General features: G+C 64.0%; 16 protein-coding genes, 1 other RNA gene and 1 pseudogene. 7 read left to right on the forward strand and 11 right to left on the reverse strand.

Going from position 1 to position 21,294, the window contains the following annotated elements; translation table 11 throughout:
• Positions 1-85: 85 nt before the first annotated feature.
• The 3 genes and pseudogenes from LMTR13_RS31595 to LMTR13_RS31605 form a co-directional block, all read right to left on the reverse strand.
• Positions 86-1,320 (reverse strand): annotated as a pseudogene (locus tag LMTR13_RS31595) (RNA polymerase sigma factor).
• Between the two features lie 56 nt (positions 1,321-1,376).
• Positions 1,377-1,727 (reverse strand): YciI family protein, encoded by a 351-nt coding sequence (locus LMTR13_RS31600; protein WP_065731178.1) that lies wholly within the window; start codon positions 1,725-1,727, stop codon positions 1,377-1,379.
• A gap of 129 nt (positions 1,728-1,856) precedes the next feature.
• Entirely contained in the window at positions 1,857-2,288 is a 432-nt protein-coding gene (locus LMTR13_RS31605) for a PAS domain-containing protein (protein WP_065733122.1), read from the reverse strand.
• Between the two features lie 123 nt (positions 2,289-2,411).
• On the opposite strand from LMTR13_RS31605, the gene rnpB reads away from it, so the two are divergent.
• Positions 2,412-2,830: RNase P RNA component class A (gene rnpB / locus LMTR13_RS31610), an RNA gene on the forward strand.
• Between the two features lie 154 nt (positions 2,831-2,984).
• Here the strand turns inward: rnpB and LMTR13_RS31615 are convergent.
• From LMTR13_RS31615 to LMTR13_RS31625, 3 genes are all read right to left on the reverse strand, one after another.
• The gene (locus tag LMTR13_RS31615) at positions 2,985-3,713 is read right to left on the reverse strand and encodes an alpha/beta hydrolase (RefSeq protein WP_065731179.1); all 729 of its coding nucleotides are present in this window, start codon (positions 3,711-3,713) and stop codon (positions 2,985-2,987) included.
• A gap of 100 nt (positions 3,714-3,813) precedes the next feature.
• Positions 3,814-4,779 carry a helix-turn-helix transcriptional regulator gene (locus tag LMTR13_RS31620; RefSeq protein ID WP_065731180.1) on the reverse strand — a complete coding sequence of 322 codons (966 nt, stop codon included), beginning with the start codon at positions 4,777-4,779 and terminating at the stop codon, positions 3,814-3,816.
• Between the two features lie 74 nt (positions 4,780-4,853).
• Positions 4,854-5,567: an alpha/beta fold hydrolase gene (locus LMTR13_RS31625; RefSeq protein WP_065731181.1), complete on the reverse strand. Its 714-nt coding sequence runs from the start codon at positions 5,565-5,567 to the stop codon at positions 4,854-4,856.
• 189 nt (positions 5,568-5,756) lie between these two features.
• Here LMTR13_RS31625 and LMTR13_RS31630 point away from each other — a divergent pair, with 189 nt between their 5' ends.
• Together LMTR13_RS31630 and LMTR13_RS31635 are read left to right on the forward strand one after the other, a co-directional pair.
• Positions 5,757-6,500, forward strand: a complete 744-nt coding sequence (locus LMTR13_RS31630; RefSeq protein WP_065733123.1) for a sulfite exporter TauE/SafE family protein — start codon at positions 5,757-5,759, stop codon at positions 6,498-6,500.
• A gap of 72 nt (positions 6,501-6,572) precedes the next feature.
• Positions 6,573-7,505 (forward strand): DMT family transporter, encoded by a 933-nt coding sequence (locus LMTR13_RS31635; protein WP_065731182.1) that lies wholly within the window; start codon positions 6,573-6,575, stop codon positions 7,503-7,505.
• On the opposite strand, the gene LMTR13_RS31640 is transcribed toward LMTR13_RS31635, so the two are convergent.
• The 4 genes from LMTR13_RS31640 to LMTR13_RS31655 form a co-directional block, all read right to left on the reverse strand.
• A complete protein-coding gene (locus LMTR13_RS31640) occupies positions 7,487-7,885 on the reverse strand; it encodes a hypothetical protein (protein WP_065731183.1) in 399 nt (132 codons plus the stop codon). The genes LMTR13_RS31635 and LMTR13_RS31640 overlap by 19 nt on opposite strands.
• Before the next feature lie 67 nt (positions 7,886-7,952).
• Positions 7,953-9,755 carry an ABC transporter ATP-binding protein gene (locus tag LMTR13_RS31645; protein WP_065731184.1) on the reverse strand — a complete coding sequence of 601 codons (1,803 nt, stop codon included), beginning with the start codon at positions 9,753-9,755 and terminating at the stop codon, positions 7,953-7,955.
• A 333-nt stretch (positions 9,756-10,088) separates the two neighbouring features.
• Positions 10,089-11,672: a DHA2 family efflux MFS transporter permease subunit gene (locus tag LMTR13_RS31650; protein ID WP_065731185.1), complete on the reverse strand. Its 1,584-nt coding sequence runs from the start codon at positions 11,670-11,672 to the stop codon at positions 10,089-10,091.
• A gap of 51 nt (positions 11,673-11,723) precedes the next feature.
• The gene (locus LMTR13_RS31655) at positions 11,724-13,022 is read right to left on the reverse strand and encodes an HlyD family secretion protein (RefSeq protein ID WP_065731186.1); all 1,299 of its coding nucleotides are present in this window, start codon (positions 13,020-13,022) and stop codon (positions 11,724-11,726) included.
• A gap of 189 nt (positions 13,023-13,211) precedes the next feature.
• Between LMTR13_RS31655 and LMTR13_RS31660 the strand changes: the two genes are divergently transcribed.
• Positions 13,212-13,853 carry a TetR/AcrR family transcriptional regulator gene (locus LMTR13_RS31660; protein WP_065731187.1) on the forward strand — a complete coding sequence of 214 codons (642 nt, stop codon included), beginning with the start codon at positions 13,212-13,214 and terminating at the stop codon, positions 13,851-13,853.
• A gap of 27 nt (positions 13,854-13,880) precedes the next feature.
• Here the strand turns inward: LMTR13_RS31660 and LMTR13_RS31665 are convergent, their stop codons facing one another.
• Positions 13,881-16,133 (reverse strand): TonB-dependent siderophore receptor, encoded by a 2,253-nt coding sequence (locus LMTR13_RS31665; protein WP_065731188.1) that lies wholly within the window; start codon positions 16,131-16,133, stop codon positions 13,881-13,883.
• 764 nt (positions 16,134-16,897) lie between these two features.
• Here LMTR13_RS31665 and LMTR13_RS31670 point away from each other — a divergent pair.
• From LMTR13_RS31670 to LMTR13_RS31680, 3 genes are read left to right on the forward strand one after another with little or no spacing between them, the layout of a single operon-like run.
• On the forward strand, positions 16,898-17,569 hold the full coding sequence (locus LMTR13_RS31670) for a TetR/AcrR family transcriptional regulator (RefSeq protein ID WP_083219307.1): 672 nt from the start codon (positions 16,898-16,900) through the stop codon (positions 17,567-17,569).
• Positions 17,566-20,256 carry a molybdopterin-dependent oxidoreductase gene (locus tag LMTR13_RS31675; protein ID WP_065731189.1) on the forward strand — a complete coding sequence of 897 codons (2,691 nt, stop codon included), beginning with the start codon at positions 17,566-17,568 and terminating at the stop codon, positions 20,254-20,256. The genes LMTR13_RS31670 and LMTR13_RS31675 overlap by 4 nt, the downstream gene beginning before the upstream one ends.
• Positions 20,253-21,176: an FAD binding domain-containing protein gene (locus LMTR13_RS31680; RefSeq protein ID WP_065731190.1), complete on the forward strand. Its 924-nt coding sequence runs from the start codon at positions 20,253-20,255 to the stop codon at positions 21,174-21,176. Before LMTR13_RS31675 ends, LMTR13_RS31680 begins: the two co-directional genes overlap by 4 nt.
• Positions 21,177-21,294: the final 118 nt, after the last annotated feature.

The following is a 21,294-nucleotide window of genomic DNA, read 5'->3' on the forward strand; positions in this document are numbered from 1 at the left end:
GGTGAGCCCCCCTCACCCGAATTGCACCGGCGATGCTTCGCATCGCCGAGGCAATCCGACTTCTCCCCGCAAGAGCGGGGCGAATCTAACCCATCTCCGCAATCCTTCGCGCATACAGCCTTCGCAGCGGCTCCAACTGCGTCGCAGCCGTCGCCTCCTGATAAGCCTCCCGCGCCGCGTCATTCCGGCCGAGCCTGCGCAGCAAATCAGCGCGGACGGCCGGCAGCAGCTCATAGCTCTTCAGCTCGCCGCGCGCCTCCAGTGCATCGACCAGATCGAGCGCCCGCGCTGGGCCATCGACCATCGACACCGCTGCGGCGTGATTGAGTTCGATCACCGGCGATGGGCTGATCCGCAGCAGCACTTCATAGAGGCCGGCGATCTGCCGCCAGTCGGTGTCTTCATAACCGGGCGCCCGCGCATGAAGCGCGGCGATCGCCGCCTGCACCGCGTAGGATTGCGGCCGGCCCGGCATCCGCAGCGCCTCTTCTACAAGGAGCAATCCTTCCGAAATCTGCGCACGATCCCATAATTTGCGATCCTGCTCTTCCAGCAGCACGATATCGCCGCCCGCGGTCTCGCGGCGGCGCGGCGTGAATCGTGCAGCAGCATCAGAGCCAGCAGCCCCTTGATCTCGCCGCGTTCGGGCATCAACGCATCGAGCAGCCGCGCCAGCCGAATCGCTTCGCGCGCGAGATCCGGCCGCATCAGGCCTTCCCCTGACGTGGCGGCATATCCCTCGGTGAAGACGAGGTAGACCACCGCGAGGACGCCGCGCAGCCGCGGCTCCAGTGCTTCGCATTCCGGCACCTCATAGGGAATGCCAGCGAGGCGGATTTTTTGCTTGGCGCGCAGCAGGCGTTGCGCCATCGCATCTTCGCTGGCGAGAAAGGCGCGCGCGACCTCGGCTGTCGTGAGGCCGCATACGGTGCGCAGCGTCAGCGCGACCTGTACTTCGGTGGCAAAGGACGGGTGACAGCAGGTGAAGATCAGCCGCAGCATGTCGTCGTCGAGCACGTTGCCGTCGTCCTCGTAGGGTGCCGACGCATTGAGCAGGATTTCGCGCGTCAGTTCCTCCTGCTTGCCGCGAAACACGACGTTGCGTCTGATACGATCGATCGCCTTGTTTCGCCCGACATTGACCAGCCAGGCGCGCGGATTGGACGGCGGGCCCGCGGCAGGCCAGCGTTCCAAAGCCACCGCGAACGCATCCTGCAAAGCATCCTCAGCCAGATCGAAATCGCCGACGAGACGGATCAGCGTGGCAAGCGCCCGCCCCGTCTCGTCGCGGAAGACTTTTTCGATTTCGCGAGGTGTCATTGGTATCCAACGTCGTCATTCCGGGGCAATGCGAAGCATCGAACCCGGAACGACGCCTAGTCATAAATCATGATCGGCCTGACCTCGATCGAACCATCCTTGGCGCCGGGAATGCGGGCGGCGATGCCCAGAGCCGTGTCGAGATCCTTGGCTTCGACCAGATAATAGCCGCCGAGCTGCTCTCGCGTCTCTGCGAACGGACCGTCCGTCGTCATGACCTTGCCGTCGCGGACCCGCACGGTGGTTGCCGTCGTTGACGGCTGCAAGCCGTCGCCGGCCTTGAAATGGCCGCTCTGGATGATGGATTGGGTGAACGCGCCGTATTCCGCCGTCATCTGCTTACGTGCCGCTGCGTCCATTTTGCCAAGCTCGGCTTCGCTTCGATAGATCAACAACAGGTACTGCATTTCGAGAACTCCTCTTGATCGGCTGGATTGCCGACACCCAGTCGAACGGGCCCCTCGCTAGACGACATCGTCACGATAATTTTTTTGAGCGGCGCGGGGGAGCCGGAATCCGCGCGGGCAAGGACGGGATCAAGACTGGCTCCCGGTCCCGGCGAGCCGCCGCTTCAACTCCCTCACTTCGGCAAAGCGCTTGGTCACGTCGCGCATGACCGCCACGGTGCCCGCAACCTCCTGCGCTTCGTCCCGCAGCAGGACGATGGTGAATTCGACCGATATTCTTCGGCCGTCCTTCGTCAGGCCAGGCACCGACAACAAATCGCCATGCCCGTATCGGCTCGTTCCCGTCTCCATGGTGTGCCGAAATCCGGCCCAGTGCCGTGCGCGCAAATTTTCAGGAATGATCAGGTCGAGCGACTGGCCGGTGGCTTCCGCAGCCGTGAAGCCGAATATCCGCTCCGCGCCGGGATTCCAGAACGTGATGCGCCCATCGCGATCGGTCGCAATGATCGCGTCAGAAGCGCTGTGCAGCAGAGCTTCGCCAAGACCGGAAGGAATGTTCATCGCTCGCATCCAGAAATCGAACCTACCGGCATCAAATGCCGTGCTGTCGCGCATGTCAAAATCACGCTGACGGAACCGGATTAACCTTGACGGCGCGCCCCCGAGCCCCCATTCGTAATGGCATCAGTCGGCCGGACGGCCGCTTCCGCTATGGTCGAAAGGCTGCGGGGGAGGAAAGTCCGGGCTCCATCGACATGCGGTGCCGGATAACGTCCGGCGGGGGTAACCCCAGGGAAAGTGCCACAGAGAACGAACCGCTCCCCACCCGAAAGGGAGGGGAGTAAGGGTGAAAAGGTGCGGTAAGAGCGCACCGCGTTTCCGGCAACGGAGACGGCATGGCAAACCCCACCGGGAGCAAAACCGAATAGGGACGGCAACGCGGGCTGTTCGCGAAAGCGATAACGCCGCAGGGCGATGTCAAGCTCGCCGTCCGGGTAGGTTGCTCGAGACCATGTGCGAACATGGTCCCAGAGGAATGGCCGTCACGTACCATTTGCAAGAATGGTACCCTACAGAACCCGGCTTACAGGCTGGCTGATATCTCATAAGCGTTTTCGAGCGAAGTGGTCTTCCGGTTCGCTTAAAGAAAACGCGTCTTGCTGAGGAAGTGAATGAGGGGCTCGGCGCGAATACGCCGGGCCCCTCGCCATTTTCGATCAGAACCTGTAGCGAGCGAGGCGCTCGCGCGTAACAATCTCAATCGCGCCCAGCTTCTCCGATCGCCTGTGCCAGCCGCGCCGGATTGCTGAAGAACATTTCATGGCTGCCGTCGCATTCGACCAGGCGAAACAGGCCCAGCCGCTCCGACAAGCGCGGATGCCATGGCAGGCCGTGCGGCAAAGCAATGTCCTGCCGGCAGTTGACATAGGACTTGCCGACCGGCAGTTCCGCCAAGGGGCGCTTCAGCGCGATCTTGTCGGTGAACGTCTTGTACGGATGCAGATTGAGTCTGGCGTAGGCGGCTTTCGCCAGTTCAAGATCGGCGTCGTTGATGAAGGCATCGCGCCAGATTTCGAACGGCAGCATCACGGCGTTGTTGTTGGCAGCCGCCACCGCATCGAACAGCCCGACATAATGCGGCGGTACCATGTCGTTGAGACACTGCCCGTCCAAGGGCACGAAGGCGTTGACATAAACCAGGCGTTTGATCCTGTCCGTCAGACGGTCCGCGACACCTGAAATTACCATCCCGCCATAGGAGTGGCCGACCAGCCTGATGTCGCGCAGATTATTCGCCTCGATGTAAGCGCCGACAGACGAGATCGCCTGCTCGAGTCCTGTTTTCTCGCGATCGTCATCCTTGTTGTTGCCGGCGATCGTCGGGCAATGCACGACATGGCCGCTTTTGCGAAGATGTCCTGCCACCGCTTCCATCTCGGCGCCGGTATGCCACGCGCCGTGAACAAGAACATAGATGTCTGACATTCCGTCTCCCCCCGATTTTCTGGAAAGCAGACATTGATGGGGACGCCTTTTCCCGGATGGCCGGATTCGGCCACCGCCATCGCCGGATTACGCCAGGCCTCTAGCGCTGCTGCCGGAAGGCGCCCGGCGTCATGCCGAGATATCTGCGGCATTGCCGGATGAAGTGGGATGGATCGGACAGACCGACGCGCAGCCCGATTCCGCCGACGCTGATGCGATCGAACCGCGGCTCGCTCAGCATCCTGCGCGCCGCCGCCATGCGGCAATCGTTGAGCAAGCCGCTGAACGTCAGGCCCGCTCTGTTGAGACAGCGGTGCAGGGTTCGCTCGGAGACGTGCAGATGATCGGCGACGGTCGCAGCCGTCAATCCCGGTTCGGCATAGCGCAACCGGATGACGCGGCCGATCTGGTCCAACAGCCTCGCGGCATCGCGTTGCTCGGAGGGCGCCGCCGGAATCTCACTCCCCAACCCAAGCGCCAGCAGCGCTCCAAGCTGGTCGGTCAAAACCTGCGCCGGTAGCGGTTGCTCGATCGCCAGTTGAGGCGTCAACTGGCGGGCAAATGTGCTGAGCGCCGCGCCCCAGCCGGCGCGCCCGTCAATACGCTGTCCGATGCGCCGCTCCGGATCGGTGATCCAGGATTCGACCCACGGAATCGGAAGCTCCAGCGACAGCGTGTTTGAAGTTACCGGAAAGTTGAACTCATAGCAGCGCCGGGAGTCCAGCAGCACGAGATCGCCGGGCTGCAGGCGCGACGCATGGCCGTTCTGCATGGCGGTCCAGTCATTGTCGGTCTTGCACAGCAGGTAATAGTAGTTCGACGCGCTGCGCGCGAGGCTGGCTTTCCTGCGGTAGACGTGCTGCGCCGAGCCCTCGACCCGGTTGATGCCGATCGTGTCGAGTTGCCCGCGCTGAACGGAGCAGTCGAAGCCCGACCGCACCGGCGTCGTGATGTCCATTTCAAGAAAGCATTCGCAGACGGCGCCGATCCAATAGTCCAGGCGCCGTTCCGGCTCTACCAGGCCGGTCGACCACGTCTCGATGACTGAAGTCGTTCTGGCCGCCATGGCCCTGCCTCCGCGATCGATGTCGACTACCGGTTGGCTAGCTTGTTAGGCACACCGTGGAGAGTCAATCCGAGCTACGCCACGATCTTTTGCAGCAGCGCCATCAGCGCTTCCGGCGCGGTGACATTCGGCGAATGGCTGGCGTCGATCTCGTGATAGCTCCAGGCGGGATCGCCCTTCGTCATCCTGGCGAACGGCCCAAAAGTATCGGCTGGCGTGATGCGGGTGGCGTAGATGTAGCTGCGCGGCAGGGTCAGCGCGCCGCCCTGCAGCTTGAGCCTGGTCTCGAAACATTTGATCGGCATGTCGACGCGGCGCGCGCTGAGCCATTCGACGTCGGCGGGCGAAGTATCCGGCGGCGTCGGGTTTGGCGGCACGCGCCAGCCGTCGCCGGTCTTGGCCAACTCCTCCATCCGCGCCCGCGCCGCCTCGTTCAGATCGAGCAGCGATTGCCCGTCCTGCGGCACGAAAGCGTCGATATAGATGAGCTGCTTGACCTTGTCGCGCGCCCGGTCGGCGACGCCGGTCGCGACCATGCCGCCATAGCTGTGGCCGATCAGCACGAAGTCTCGCAGGTCTTCATACTCGATGACGTGCAAAACGTCTTCGATATGCGAATTGAGATCGATCGCGGGATGCGCCAGATGCGCGCGCTCGCCGAGGCCGGTGTAGGTCGGCGTAACCAGGCGATGCCCGGCCGCCTGCGTCAGCGGATGCATCTTCTTCCAGGCCCAACCCGCGGACCACGCGCCGTGACAGACGAGGAAGGTTTTCGAAGTTGCGCTCATCGGCCCGTTTCCCACCAAGTTATTGTTGAAGGCTTGGATTGCGATAGTACCAGTCCGTCGCCTCGTGTAAACGTGGCCGCAAATTTCAACGTCGTCATTCCGGGACGCAGCGAAGATGCGAACCCGGAATCTCGAGATTCCGGGTCTGGTCCTTCGGACCATCCCGGAATGACGGGAGGAAAGAGAAGCGTGGACCTAACCACCTACGCGATCTTATTGGCCGGCGCGCTCGCCGGCGGTTTTGTCTCCGGACTTTCCGGTTTCGGCACGGCGGTGATGGCGCTGGGGATCTGGCTTTACATCTTGCCGCCGGCCATTGCCGTGCCGCTGGTCCTGATCTGCTCGGTCAGTTCGCAGATCTCGACGCTGCCGTCGATGTGGAAAGTTCTCGACTTCAAGCTGGCCGGACCGTTCGTCGCCGGCGGTCTTGTCGGCATGCCGATCGGGGCGCTGCTGGTCGCGCGCGCCGACCCGCAAAACTTCAAGCTCAGCGTCGGCGTGATGCTGCTGGTGTTTCCCACCGCGCTCTATTTCATCCGAAAGCCGATGGCCTTCCGCTTTGGCGGCCGGCCGGCAGACGCAGCCATCGGATTTGCCGGCGGCATCCTCGGCGGCCTCGCCGGCCTGTCGGGCCCGCTGCCGACCCTGTGGGCCAGCATCCGCGGCTGGACCAAGGACCAGCGCCGCGGCGTTTTCCAGATCTTCAACGGCAGCGTGCTCGGCGCCGCGCTCATCCTGCAGATCGCCAGCGGTTTCGTTAAATGGGACGTGTTCTGGCTGGCGATGCTGGCGCTGCCCGGCACGCTGATCGGCGCCCGTCTTGGCATGCGCACCTATCATGCCCTCAATGACCGAAACTTCTACGACGTCGTGCTGGCTCTCTTGTTTCTGTCGGGAATCGGATTGGTATGGAGCAGCATTGCTCCGAGATAGCCGCGCATAGCCGCCATGTGCTCCGAGTAGATTGCTGTACGCTGACCTGCAAAGCGGCTAACCAATCGCGTCATGAGCTCCCCTGCTTCACGCGAGCGCCTCGGCCTGTTGCTGGGCTTCATCGGCATGGCGATCTTCGGCGGCACGCTGCCGGCGACGCGGATTGCGGTTGCTGAAATTGATCCGATTGCACTGACCGCGCTACGCACCGCGATCGCCGGACTGTGCTCGCTGGCGCTCGTTCTCGTGTTGCGCCGACCGCTGCCGCCCCGCGCCTTGTGGCCGCAACTCGTGGTCGCCATGCTCTGTGTCGCGGTCCTGTTTCCGCTGTTGATGTCGATGGGGATGCAGAGGGTCGACGCCTCGCATGGCGGCGTGGTGCTGGGCGTGCTGCCGATCGCCACTGCGCTGGTCGCCGTCGCCATCACCCATGAGCGGCCGCGGCCGCTGTTCTGGATCGCTTCGGTCGCCGGCGCCGGGCTGGTGATCGCATTCGCATTGCGGCAAGGCGGCGGCGCGCTGGTCGCCGGTGATTTATTCCTGTTTGCATCGGTCGCCGTCGCCGCGATCGGCTACGCATTCTCCGGCCGGCTCACCTCGCAAATGCCTGGCTGGGAGGTGATAAGCTGGATTCTGGTCATTGCACTGCCGCTGTCGATCCCGGCAGCCGTGCTGACCATGCCCGCCGATATCAGCCACATCGCCCTGAAGCCCTGGCTCGGCCTGCTCTACGTCGCACTGTTCTCGCAATGGATCGGCTTCTTCGCGTGGAATGCGGGGCTCGCGATGGGCGGCATCGCGCGGGTCTCGCAGATCCAGCTGCTGCAGCCCTTCGTCACCTTTGCGCTGGCGGCGTTTTTCAACGACGAGACCATCACGCTGCAGATCGTGCTGTTCGCCGCCGCCGTCGTGGTGACGGTCGCCATCTCGACGCGCACGCGGGCCAAAGCGGCTCCATCGGTGCCGCAGCGGAATCGCGAGCCGCCTCAGCTCGCGGCGTCCTGATCGATCAGGACCGGACTTTCCGCGATCAGTTCGGCCCTGGTCTTTTCCGACTGGATGGTGCGAAGCAGGACCCTCGCGGTTTTCAGATGGTCCGCCCTTACGCAGAGCCGGATGATCTGGCTCACCGAGACGTCGCGCATGGCGTCGTCGGAGATTTTCATGGCGACCTCGAGCGCGCATTTGATCGCGGCCTGATATCGCTCGGCTTCGGCGCTCTTCTCAATCTCAGCCTTGCGGCCGCGCAGCGTCGCCATTCTCTCGGCAATGGCGCCGGCCGCGACGCAAATCTCGCGAATCCTTTGCGCCGCCTCGATATCCCCTGCGGGCTGAACGTCGGTTCCCCAGACCTCCGGCGGCCGATTCCTTCGAAACCAGCGCATCGCGCGAGCTCCTCTCGATGCCGGAAAACATATTCCGACATCGATCGGGTTCGCAACTATACGGCCCTCACTCCGCCGCCGAAATGCGGCCGAACTCGGTCGCCTGCAGCTCGAACAGCCCGCGATAGATGCCGCCGGGACGCGCGGTCAGCGCCGCGTGTGTGCCCTGCTCGACGATCTCGCCGCGGTCGAACACCAGGATGCGGTCGAGGCTACGCACCGTCGACAGGCGGTGCGCGATCACGATCGAGGTGCGTCCCTTCATCAGCCGCTCCATCGCCTGCTGGATCAGCGCTTCCGATTCCGAATCGAGGCTTGAGGTTGCCTCGTCCAGGATCAAGACCGGCGCGTCCGCCAGGAACGCGCGCGCCAACGCGACGCGCTGCCGCTCGCCGCCCGACAGCTTGACACCGCGTTCGCCGACCAGCGTGCCGTAACCTTTCGGCAGCCGCAGGATGAAGTCATGCGCGTTGGCGAGCCGCGCCGCCTGCTCGATCGCCGCCATGCTGGCGCCCGGCCGGCCATAGGCGATGTTCTCGGCAAGCGTACGGTGAAACAGGATCGGCTCCTGCTGCACGATCGCGATCTGGCTACGCAGCGATTGCTGCATGGCCAGCGCGATATCCTGGCCGTCGATCAGGATCTTGCCGCCGCCGATGTCGTAGAGCCGCTGTACCAGCTTGACGAAAGTGGTCTTGCCGGAGCCGGAGCGGCCGACCAGGCCGACCCTTTCGCCGGCGCGGATCTCCACCGACAGACCGTCATATAACGGCACGCGATGGCCGCCATAATGGAACGTCACGTTGTCGAACACGATGCGGCCGCCCTGGATGTCGATCGGCTTCGCATCCGGCGCGTCGGCAATGCCGATCGGCTCGTCGTGAATCGCGACCAGCTCCTCCATGTCGTTGACCGAACGCTGCAGGTTGTTGATGTGCATGCCGACGTCGCGCAAGTAGGCGTGGATGATGTAGTAGCTGGTCAGCACATAGGTGACGTCGCCCGGCGTGGCGCGGCCGCCGATCCACAACAGGATCGCGCCGCCGATCACCGACGCGCGGAAGCACAACAGCACCGCGAGTTGCGCCGTCGAGGTGTAGTTGTAGCGGTACCACGTCCGCCGCACGCGCGTGCGCCAGCGTCCGACGACGCCGGCCAGCCGCGCGTCCTCGCGGGCCTCCGCGCCGAACGATTTCACCACCGCGTTGCAGGTCAAGGCATCCGCCAGCGTGCCGCCGACCTTGGTGTCCCAGGCGTTGGAGACGCGCGCGGCCGGCGCGATGTAGTTCATCGAGAACGCCATCGTCATCGAGACGTAGATCACCGTGCCGACCGCGATGACCGCGCCGAGCACCGGCCAGTGCAACCCGAGCAGTATCATCGAGCCGACCAGCACCAGGAGTGAGGGCAGCAGCGCCATCAAGATGGTGTCGTTGAGCAGGTCGAGCGCCCACATGCCGCGCGTAATCTTGCGCACGGTCGAGCCGGCAAACGAGTTGGCGTGCCAGTCGGTCGAGAAGCGCTGTACGCGCGCGAAAGCGTCGCGCGACACGTCGGACATCGTCTTCAGCGTGAACGGCACGATGGCTTGCAGGCCGGTCAGACGCAGGATCATCGATATGAGTCCGAGCGCGACGATCCCGCCGAAGGCCACGAACGCAGCCTGTCGCGCCGCCGGGTCGGAAGTGCCCAGCGTCAACGCATCGATCAGCCGGCCGGAGAATATCGGCATGAAAAGGTCGGCCGCGGTTGCCCCCAGCAGGCCGCCGGTTACGACGGCGGCGCGGCCGGGCTGCTGCAGCCAGTGGCGGAACACGAACGGGATCACCACGCGTATCGCCGCGGGTCGTTTTTCTGTTTGAACGGTCATGGCGTCATCCGGCTGCGCGAAAGGCGCACGCCGGCTCCATCTGGGTTTTGACGCACAGACGGCCTCGAGCCGAACGCATGCGTCGTTGAAAACTGTCGTTAAGTCGTTGGGAAGCTTGGAAAGATCGGGCGTCAGGCCCGATCAGGGCCGGTGGTGCTCGCGCTCAGCGACGCGACCGAAAATCCACCACGAGCATCGGACGCGAGGGCGCGATCTGCGAATACATCGAAATCATGCAAATCTCCCCGGCTCGAGCGGCAATGCGCAGCTTATAAATGCATCGCGGGTGATTTGCAACATGACAAGGGCGTGATGTGCATCGTCACGCCACTTTCAATGCGCGTCACCCCCGGCCACCGCTGCGGAAGGCTTTTTCAATACCAGGACAAACAGGCTGAGGCCGAAATAGAACACCGTCAGCATGAAGAAGGCGTCGCCATAGCCCATCACGACGGCCTGGCGGTGCACGATCTGCGACAGTTGCTTCATCGCCATCAGCGCGGCATCGCCCATGCCCTGCATGCGCTGGGTCAACATGTTGAGCGTCTCGACCGCGGTGGCGTTGCCCCAGGTGACGCTGTCGTGCAGGCGCGAAATGTGCAGGTCGGTGCGTTCGTTCAGCACCTGGTTGATGACGGCCAAGCCCACCGCGCCGCCGAGATTTCGTGTCAGGTTGAACAGCCCGGAGGCGTTCTTCACCCGCTCCGGCGCCAGCGTGCCGAGCGCGATCGTATTGGTCGGCACCATCGCCAGCATCATGCCGACGCCGCGCAAGATCTGCGGCATCAGCAATTCGTAGAAATCATATTCCTTCGTGATCCAGGTCATCTGGTAGGAGCCGAGCGCGAACAGCACGAGGCCGATCGCGATCAAATAGCGCATGTCGTACTTCGCCATCAGCCGCCCGACGATCGGCGCGGCCAGAAACATCGTGATGCCCGAGACGAACATGGTCTCGCCGATCATCAGTGGGCTATAGCCGCGCACTTCGGCGAGATAGCGCGGGTACATATAGGTAAGGCCGTAAAGCCCGATGCCGACGCAAAACGAGATCAGGCAGCCGACGCCGAAATTACGGTCGGTGAAGGTCCTGATGTCGACGATCGGCTCCCGCGCGCTCAGCACCCGCCAGAAGAAGGCGACTGCCGAGACCGCGCAGATCGCCGCGCACACCGCAACGGACGTATCTTCCAGCCATTGCGACTGCGGCCCCTCTTCCAGCACATATTCGAGCGTGCCGAGGAAGCCCGCCATGAACAGCAAGCCCCACCAATCGAAATGCTCGAGCAGGGCAAAGTTCGGCTTGTCGAAATCGCACAGCGCGAGCACGCCGATGGTGATGCCGATGCCGGGCACGATGTTGATGAAGAACAGCCAGTGCCACGACATCATGTCGGTGATGAATCCGCCGACGGTCGGCCCGATCGTCGGCGCCAGCGTCGCGACCAGCCCGATGATCGGGCCGACGATGTGGAACTTCGAGCGGGGAAACACCGTGTAGGCGGACGCGAACACGGTGGGGATCATGCCCGCGCCCAGAAAGCCCTGGATCGCGCGCCACAGGATCATCTGCTCGATGGTCGAGGCAAAGCCGCAGAAGAAGCTCGCGACCGTGAAGCCGGCGGCGGAAATCGCAAACAGAAGACGCGTGCCGAACGCGCGCGACAGGAAGCCGGAGAGCGGGATCGCGATCACTTCGGCGATCAGGTAGGAGGTCTGCACCCACGACACTTCGCTGGAGCTGGCCGAAAGGCCGGCCTGAATCTGCTGCAGCGACGCCGAGACGACCTGGATGTCCAGGATCGACATGAACATCCCGAACACCATGATGAGGAACGCAAACAGCCGCCGCGGCGGAATCCGCTCGTCGGCCGCGGCGTTCGTCATCGAGGGCGATGCGGTGGTGGCGTCAGCCATGATCAGCTCGGCACAGGCCCCGGGCGTTTCGCCCGGAGGATTGAGAAAGAACTACTGCGGTTGAACCGTCGCGGGGGCGTCGAGGTCAGCCTCGCTGTCCGCATCGGCCGCGCCCTCGCGGGTGTCGACGGTCACATAGACGGACATGCCGGCGCGCAGCAGGTTCTGCTTCGCCACTTCCTTTGGCACGCGAATCCGAACCGGCAGCCGCTGCACGATCTTGGTGAAGTTGCCGGTGGCGTTGTCCGGCGGAAGCAGCGTGAACACCGATCCTGCCGCGGGTGAAATGCTGTCGACGACGCCGGAGAACTTGCGATGGCCGTAGGCATCGACCGAAATCTTCGCCGGCTGGCCGGGACGAATGCGCTTGAGCTGGGTTTCCTTGTAGTTGGCGTCGATGAAGACGTCGCTGAGCGGCACCACATTGGCGAGCCGCTGCCCGGCCTGGATGAAGTCGCCGGCATTGACGAGGCGGTTGGAGAAGGTGCCGTCGACGGGCGCGCGCACCGAGGTGAAGGCAAGGTCGCGCTCCGCCTTGGCGAGCTGGGTCTGCAATTCCGCGAGTTGCGCGCGGGCCTCGGCCTGCTGCGCTTTGGTCACCTCGACATTGTCGCGCGCGGCGTCATGGGCCGCCTGCGCCGACTTCACCGCGGCAAGGCTCTGGTCGCGGCCTGCTTCGGAAACCTCGAAGGCGGCGCGCGAGGCAAAACCCTTGGTGCTCAGCGCCTGTTGGCGATCGAAGTCGAGGCCGGCGCGCTTCATCGCCGCTTCCGCAGAAGCGAGCTCCGCCCTGGTCTGCTCGACGGCGCTTTCCAGCGCCGTGACCTGACGGCCGATGCGGTCGATGGTAGCCTGCTGGGTCGCGATCTTGCTGCGCGCGGCTTCCACCGCGATGCGATAGTCGCCGTCATCGATCCTGAAAATCACGTCGCCGGCGCGAACGAGCGAATTGTCGCGCGGCAGGATTGCCGCGACATGGCCCGATACCCGGGCGCCGAGCGTGGTGTTGTTGGCGCGAACGTAGGCATTGTCCGTCGAGACATAGAAGCGCCCGACGAAAACGAAGTAGACGCCGTAACCGATCGCGGCCAGCGCGAGCAAACCGAGCGCGCCGATCATGACAAATTTGCGCTTGCCCGGTTTCGCCGCCGATGCATCGACGGACGCCGCGGCCGGCTTTTCAACTGCGGGACCGCCGGGCGGCTCCGCGGGACGACGCCGCGTTTCATCAGCAATGTGACTCCGCACCTGGTCGGCAAGCCGGGCGCTGGCTTCCCGCGCGGCTTCGTCCTCCTCCGTTTCCGGATCGGCGCGAACGACGCGTGCGGCCTGGTCTCTCGCTGCGGCCATTACCCGGCCTCCCCCATTCCAAATGTCGCGATGCAAGTGGCCGCGGAAACCGGCGGGCCGCATTGGCGCGTCTAACTCAAAATATCATTGACCGAACGGTTCGGTCAAGTTACGTTACTGACCATACTAAAGCGAGAAAAGGCCTCCCACAGCATCCCGGGTTGAATTCTTGCGCGAGAAGATAAACCAATGGTTGCACCTAGAGCAAACGCGATTCATCCCTTAGGCGAGGAGGATAGTTCGAAGCGCCGCCAGATTCTGGACGGCGCGCGAAAGGTGTTCATGGATCTCGGCTTTGATGGGGCCAGCATGAACGAGATCGCCCGCGCCGCCGGCGTTTCCAAAGGCACGCTTTATGTCTACTTCGCCGACAAGAGTCGGCTGTTCGAAGCCATCGTCGAGGACGAAGCGCTCGAAAAAAGCAAGATCGCCTACAATCTCGATCCCAAACGCGATGTCGAAACCACGCTGCGCGAATTCGGCCAAACCTACATCAGTTCGATGTGCCGGCCGGGCGGCGGATCGTCGATCCGCACGGTGATGGCAATCGCCGAACGGATGCCGGACGTCGGACGCCAATTCTATGAGAACGTGCTGGCAAAGACGATAAATCGCCTCGCCGGGTATCTGCAGGCGCATGTCCAGCCGAACGATCTTGCGATCGACGATTGCGGCCTCGCCGCCGCGCAGTTCCTGCAGATGTGCCAAGCGACGCTGTTTCTGCCGTTCGTGTTTCAGGCCGAGCCGGCGCCATCGGCAGAGCGCATCGCGCGCGTGGTCGACAGCGCGACACGGATGTTTCTGCAGACTTATCGGGCGAAGCAGAAGTGAACCCGGTCTTCACTTACAGACCATGTCCTAGAACCTGTACGTCGCGCTTCCCAGCACGGTGCGGCCGATGCCGAAGAAGCAGTCGCCGCGCGCGAGGCAGGTGGTGACATGGCGCTTGTCGGCCAGGTTGCTGGCGTTGACCTGAAACCGCCACGGGCCGGTCTCGTAGCGGATCATGGCGTCGAACAGCGTGTAATCAGGCGTGCGGATGGTGTCGGTGCCGTCCCAGGACTCGCCGATATAGCGCACGCCGCCGCCGACAGTGACGCCGTTTAGCCCGAGCGCAGTGAGACGGTACTTCGCCCACAGCGAGGCCTGATGATCGGGCACGGTTTCGACACGCTTGCCGGCATTGTCGCCGCTTTCCACCCGAGCAGCGAGGTAGGAATAGGCGCCGATCAGATCGAGGTCCGGCGTTACGCGGCTGATCACTTCGAGCTCGGCACCACGAATGCGCACCTGCCCGGTCTGGACTGAGAACGGAGAGCCGGCGGGATCGGTTGCCAGCCGGTTCTTCTCGGTGGTGTCGAAGACAGCGCCATTGATCGCAGTGCCGGCAAACGGATTGTACTTGAAGCCAAGCTCCACCTGCTCGCCGCGCGAGGCCCGGCAGACACCGACACATACTCCGCTGCCGAAGTTCGGATTGAACGACTGCGCGTACGAGACATACGGCGTCAGGCCGAACGGCAGCTCATACATCAGCCCGGCGCGGCCGGTGGTGGCTTTGGTGTTTTCCACCGGCGATCCCACGACGTCGCTGGTGACGTAGTCCTGGCGCAGTCCGACGATGGCCAGCCATGGCCCCAGCCGCATCTGGTCCTGCGCATAAAGCCCGAGTTGGGTTTGCCGCAGATCCGGCTCGGGTGACATCGCCGGAGCAGTCACGCCGCTATAAACTGGAGCGTAGAGATCGAACGGCGTAGGGTCGGTGGCGAAGCCGGATTGCGCGCGCTCCCTGAGCTCGCGGTAGTCGACGCCGAACAGCAGCTTGTGCGCAACCGGCCCGGTGAGCAATTTCAACTCGGCATTGCTGTCCGACGTCAGGCTATCCTTGACCGTCTCGCGACTCCATATGCTGCGTGCCACGGTGCGTCTGCTGGAATCGAGAAACGGGAAATCCGGGTTGCTCGGATTAACGAAATTCAAATCTGGCCACGTCGACCGGTAGATGCCCTCGACGTGGGCGTAACGCATGTTCTGCCGGATCTTCAGGCCATCGCGAAAGCTGTGCTCGAACAGGCTAGAGATCGCGCCGGTCTCGGTCTGGTACTTGTCGAAGCCCGGCTCGCCGGCGAAACGCCGCACCGGAATCAGGCCGTTCGGGCCGGGATACAGCGTGCCCTCATGCGGCAGGAACGCGGTGGAGGAGCCGGTCTTGTCCTTCTGATAGGTGCCTAGCACGGTCCAGTTGGTATTGTTGGTCGGCCGCCAGGTCAGCGATGGCGCCAGCACAATGCGATCATCAGGCACGTAATCGGTCTGTGTACCGCTGTCGCGGAGCACGCCGATGAAGCGATACAGCCACTCGCCGTCCTTGGTCAGCTTACCTGTCGAGTCGAGTTGCACCTGCTTGCGGTTGAAGCTGCCATATTGAACGCCGATCTCGTTGAAGCTTTCCGCCTGCGGACGCTTCGAGATCAAGTTCAGCAAGCCGGCCGTCGAAGTGTCGCCATAGAGAACCGAGGCGGGGCCGCGCAACACCTCGATGCGTTCCAGCGTGTAGGGCTCGGGCCGCCATTCGTTGAAGGTGAAGGTATTCACCATGCGGGTGCCGTCCAGATAGATGTTGGGATCTTGGCCGCGGATCCGCGGATAGTCGCCGCGCGAATCCGGGCCATAGGCATCGGCGAACACGCCGGGTACGTAGCGCAGCGATTCCTGCACGGTGAGCGCGCCCTGGTCAGTAACGCGGTCGGCGGTGACCACCGTGATCGATTGCGGTGTTTCGCGCAGCGGCGTGTCGGTCTTGGTGCCAGTTGCGCTCTGGCCGGCGAGATAGCCGCGCACGGGGCCGGTTGCGGTTTCAGCGCGCGCGCCTGCGGCAGCATCGGGCGCCGTCTGTCCGCGCTGGGCCGTGCGACGGCTTGCGGCCGACGCGGCTTGCCGCCTGGACGCGGGCCGGGAGTGCGCGGCCGGCGCACGTGAGGGCTGGTCGACGACGACGGCAGGCAATTCTCGCGCGGACGATTGCGCTTCCGCCGGCGTTATGTCGATCATCGCGGCGAGCATCGGCAGCGCGGCGCCGAGCCATCCCGCGGTCTTCAGGCATGCAGTCATTTCCAGTCCTCATCGCTTCGCGCGGGACCAGTAACAAGCGTGACCATAGTGATGAAGTGCGCGAAGGATGAAACAGCGCACCAATCACGGGTTTAGAATTAGTATTGCTCCAAGAAACTGGATTGCGCCGATCGGCAGTTGTGAAGAATTGGCAATACGTGGCGCTGGGCGAGTACGCTGATGCATCGTTGTTGTCGCCACTATGGCGCAGCAGCAGTTCGCAGGGAACCGGCCAAGGAGTGGGAACAAAACGGCGCCGTCGCACGTTACGGTTGTGGTTCGCAAGGACATCAACGAAAATGCCTTGGCCTAGGAACCAAAGTTACGCTGGATAGTTTATCTCCGCTCGGAGGCAGGGATGATGTCCGTCAAGACCGCGCTTTTCTGGATGACCGGCGTGCCGCTGTCGATCATTCTCCTGCTCGCACTCTTCCTCCATCCCGGCTGACGCGTTCGTTAGCGACGCGTCAGTGCGGGTCTTTCGGCGCCTGCGTCGCCACATCAACCGGCGCGGGACTTCGATGGAGCCGCTTGGCCTATGAGGGCCGAAAGCGAAAACCCGTTGATACAATGGTCTCGTTGGCCTGCGAACAGCGTAGGCCGCGATCGCACTAGCCCTCATCGGTTCGTTTCAAATTCTTCCTATCTGCAATAGTGGGCCCCGGCTCTGCGACACCACTCCGTGGTGCACCGCGTCCGGGGCATGTGCGGCCACGACGCCCACCCCGACTTGACGTTTTATATAATTCTGTCAAATTCGTAAAATGGGTCCGCGCACGCGCATTCTCGATGCCGCGATGCTGGTATTCCGCCGGCACGGTTTTCGGCGCTCGTCGATCGAGCAGGCGGCGGAGGCCGCCGGGCTGACGCGGCAGGCGCTCTACCATCATTTCAAATCCAAGGAAGCGCTGTTTCGCGCCGTCATCGAACTGCTGCATGAGGAAGCGCTCGCCGCCGAAATCGCCGCGGCCAGCGCCGCCGAGAAGCAAGGCGGCAGCCTCGCCGATATTCTCGTCGCATCGGTCTCCGCCAAGCTCGGGCAGTTCGCCGCTTCGCTCGACGGATCGCCCCACGTCGAGGAACTGTTCTCCGAACATCTCCTGCAGGCGCGCGACCTCTATCAGAAATATGCCGCCGCCTATGCGGATCAGCTCGATGCGACGATCACACGCGTTTGCCGCAAGCAGGGCCTCGTTCTCAACGCCGGCATGACGCCGCGCGATCTTGCGCGATGCGTGGAGATGGCGGTCAACGGCACCAAATCCGCCTACCCTGCGATGCAGCCGGCCGATGCCTTCCTGAAGGATCTGGAAATCATGTTGCGCACGCTGATCGCCGGGGCCGTCGGCTCGGCGAAGCAGCCGCGCGGGGCCAAACCGAAGCCAGCCAAGAAAACCGACAAGAAATCCGCCCGCAAACCTGGAGATCGCAGATGAGCACCATGACGATCAACGGCAAGCTCGCTCCCCTCCCCGATGATCCCGATGCGCTGCTGGTCGACGTCGTGCGCGACGCGCTCGACCTCACCGGCACCAAGCTTGTGTGCGGGGCCGGCGTCTGCGGCGCCTGCACGGTGCTTGTCGATGGCGAGCCTGCCGTGAGTTGCCTGATGCCGGCGCGCACCGCCGCGGATAGAAACGTGACCACGGTCGAAGGCATCGGCGCGGAAAAGCTGCACCCGGTGCAGAAGGCCTTCATGGCGCACGATGCGCTGCAATGCGGATTCTGCACGCCGGGCTTCATCGTCGAGGCTGTGGCGTTTCACGATTCCTGGCGCGCGGCCAAGGGAACGGCGCTGCCGTCGCGCGAGGAAATCGGCGCGGCGCTGTCGGGACATCTCTGCCGCTGCGGCGCCTATGACGGCATCTTCCGCGCCGTGGCAGATGCCTGCGCCGGCCGCTTCGACGGCGAGGAGTTCGTTCCGCCGCGCTTGGAAGCGCGCGACAAGGTGACGGGGTCGGCGAAGTATACCGTCGATATCCATCATGACGGCCAACTCGAAGGCGTGATCCTGCGCTCGCCGTTCGCGCATGCGCGCATCCGTGAAATCGATCTGGCGGCGGCGCGCACGATGCCGGGTGTGAGTGCAGCGATCTCGCTGCTCGGCGATGACCGCATCGTTCGCTTTGTCGGTGAGCCCATCGCCGCCGTCGCCGCCAGGGATCGCAGGACGGCACTGGCCGCCATCGCCGCCATCAAGCTCGTAGGCGAACGCCTGCCGTCGGTGATCGGGCTCGATGAAGCGCGCAGGGCCGATGCGCCCATCGTGTTCGAAAAATCCGCGCGCAAGAAGGCCGGCAACGTCTCCGAAGGAGGCGGTGCGCCGGCTTCCTGGAAAGGCAATATCCGCGGCCCCTCGGCGGCGTTCTCCAAGAAGCCGAAGAAGGTGCGAAGCTGGATCGACAGCGCGCGCTCCGCGAATAATCCACTGCTGGTGGAGGGCACCTTCCGCACCGGCACGCAACAGCATGCCTGCCTCGAGCCGCATGCGGCGGTCGCGCGTTTCGACGGCGACCGGCTCACGGTGCATGTCTCGACGCAAGCGGTGTTTCATCTGATGGAGCTGATCGCCAAGCGCTACAGGCTCGGCCACGACAAGGTGCGCGTAATTGCCGACCATGTCGGCGGCGGTTTTGGTTCGAAGGCCGCGCTTGGCGTGGAAACGACGACCGCGATCGATCTCGCACGCGAAGCCAAGGCGCCGGTCAGAGTTGCCTACGACCGGCACGAGGAGCTTTCGGTGACCGGCTATCGGCCGGCGACGGAAATGAAAATTGCACTGCTGCCATCCGAGCAAGGCGAACTGAAAGCCCTTTCATTGACCGCCTATGCCGACACGGGCGCCGCGACCAATTCGACCATCGCGGCACTCGCCCGCCTGATCTATCCCGCAGAAGGCAAGGAACTCGCCGATTTCGACGTCATCAGCAATTTGCCGGCCGGTGCCCCCTTCCGTGGCCCCGGCGGGCCGCCGATGGCATTTGCGCTGGAGCAGGCAATCGACGAAGCTGCGCTGCGCATGAACGTCGATCCGATCGCGCTGCGCAAGCGCTGGGATCCCGATCCCAACCGCCAGCGGCTGTACGATTGGGCTTCGAGTCTCGAGGTCTGGCGCAACCGGATGCCGGTCGCTGCGCAAGGCGGCCGTTATCGCCGCGGCGTCGGCGTCGCCACCGGCTACTGGCTCTATCTGTGGCAGCCCGGCTCGAAGGTCGAGGTGGCCGTAAAGGGCGGACGGCTGGTGGCGAGCACGGCGACACAGGACATCGGCACCGGCACCCGTACCGTGATCGCCAATACGCTCGCGCACGAATTCGGACTTGAGCCGCATGAGGTCGAGGTCAGGATCGGCGATTCAAAACTGCCGGAAGGGCCGGGCTCGGGCGGCAGCCGGGTCACGGCTTCGGTGATCCCGCCGATGCTGCTCGCCATCGAGCAGTTGAAAACCGCGATCCGGCAAAACGCAAGGCGGCAACCGGTCTCCGGCTCCAATGCGCCATGGCGCGAAATGCTGGCGGCCTCGCCTGACCTCAGCGTTTCCAGCGTGCGGCCGGAAGACTCCAGGCAGATGGCGCCGGGCATCCAGTCGCCGCTCAAGCAGGCCGGCTTCATGGGCTGGATCTTCGGCTGGATGATGCGGCGCTTCTCCAACCTTGCGATCGGTGCCGGCGTGCCGAGTTCGGTGCAGGTCGTCGAAGTCGAAGTCGATAGCTGGCTCGGCCACGTACGTGTCATCAACGTGCACACCGGCATCGCGGTCGGCAGGATCGTGGCGCCCGCGCTGGCGCACAGCCAGGCAGCTGGCGCGGTCATCCAGGGCGTCGGCTACGCGCTCTATGAAGCACGCGAGGTCGATTCCCGTACCGGCGACGTGCTCAGTGGCGGCATGGAGGACTATCGCATTCCCGGGATCGCCGACACACCAATAATCGACGTGCATTTCGACCAGGGCGGATACGACCACGTGCTCGGCGGCGGCGTCGGTATCGGCGAGGTCGCAACCGTGCCGACCTCGCCCGCGATCGCCAACGCCATTCACAGCGCGATCGGCGTTCGGCTGACCGAACTGCCGATCCGCCCCGACCGTCTCGTCGCCGCGCTCAAAGGGAGGGCCGCCGCATGACACCGACAGCCATGACCGCCACGCAATCAGGCGAATTCCGCGCCGCCGGCACCGACCTCAGCGAGAGGCGCCGCAGCGGCGTCTCGACCGGACCGTTGATCGATATCACCGCCGCACCCGACATGATTGCGATGCATTGGGACACCGACGGCAGTTTGCGCCTCGGCGCCTTCACCACCATTGCCGCCATCACCGCCGATCCGCGCCTCGCCGCGGCCTATCCGGGCATCGCCGCCTCCGCGCAAGGGTTGGCCACGCCGCAGGTCCGTCACCTCGCCACCCTCGGCGGCAATCTCGCGCAACGTTCGCGCTGCTGGTATTTTCGAAATCCGCACATCGCCTGCCTCAGGAAGGGCGGACCGGATTGTCCGGCGCGATCGGGCAATCATCTCTACCATGTCGCGTTCGACCTTGGCCCGTGCGTAGCGCCGCATCCCTCGACGATGGCGGCGGCGCTGCTGGCCTATGAGGCGAAAGTAACTACCGACCAGAGGAGTTCGCTGACGATCGGCGAGCTCCTCGGCGACGGCTCCAATGGCGGCTCCGACAATGCGCTTCAGCCAGGCGAGATGATCAAGAGCGTCACACTTCCCTCGCCGCTGCAAGACGAGCGCGGGCTCTACAAGCGCGCGATCAGCCGCACCCATGCCGAATGGCCGCTGGTTGAACTCTGCGCCCGCGCCGTGGTGAAGAACGGCGCGTTCCAGTTCGTCCGCCTGGCCGCCGGCGGCATCGCCCCGGTGCCGCTGCGGCTTGCGGCTGCGGAAGCCGTGTTGCAAGGCAACGCGGCGAGCGCAGCGAACATTGTCAGCGCCGCCGAGCAGGCGACGGCGGGCGCAAAGCCGCTACCGATGACGGGATACAAGCTCGATCTGCTGAAGGGCGTGGTACGGGATTTGCTTGAGCGGCTGGCAGAGTAGATGCGAAACTTACAAGAACGCCGGCGCCGAAGCGCTGATAATGTTGCTGCGAAGCTGATGAAGATCGGCGAGCGGTATGCGGCGTTACCCGACGCCGGCCGGATGCCTGACGAACTTC

Source organism: Bradyrhizobium icense (genome assembly GCF_001693385.1).
GTDB lineage: Bacteria > Pseudomonadota > Alphaproteobacteria > Rhizobiales > Xanthobacteraceae > Bradyrhizobium > Bradyrhizobium icense.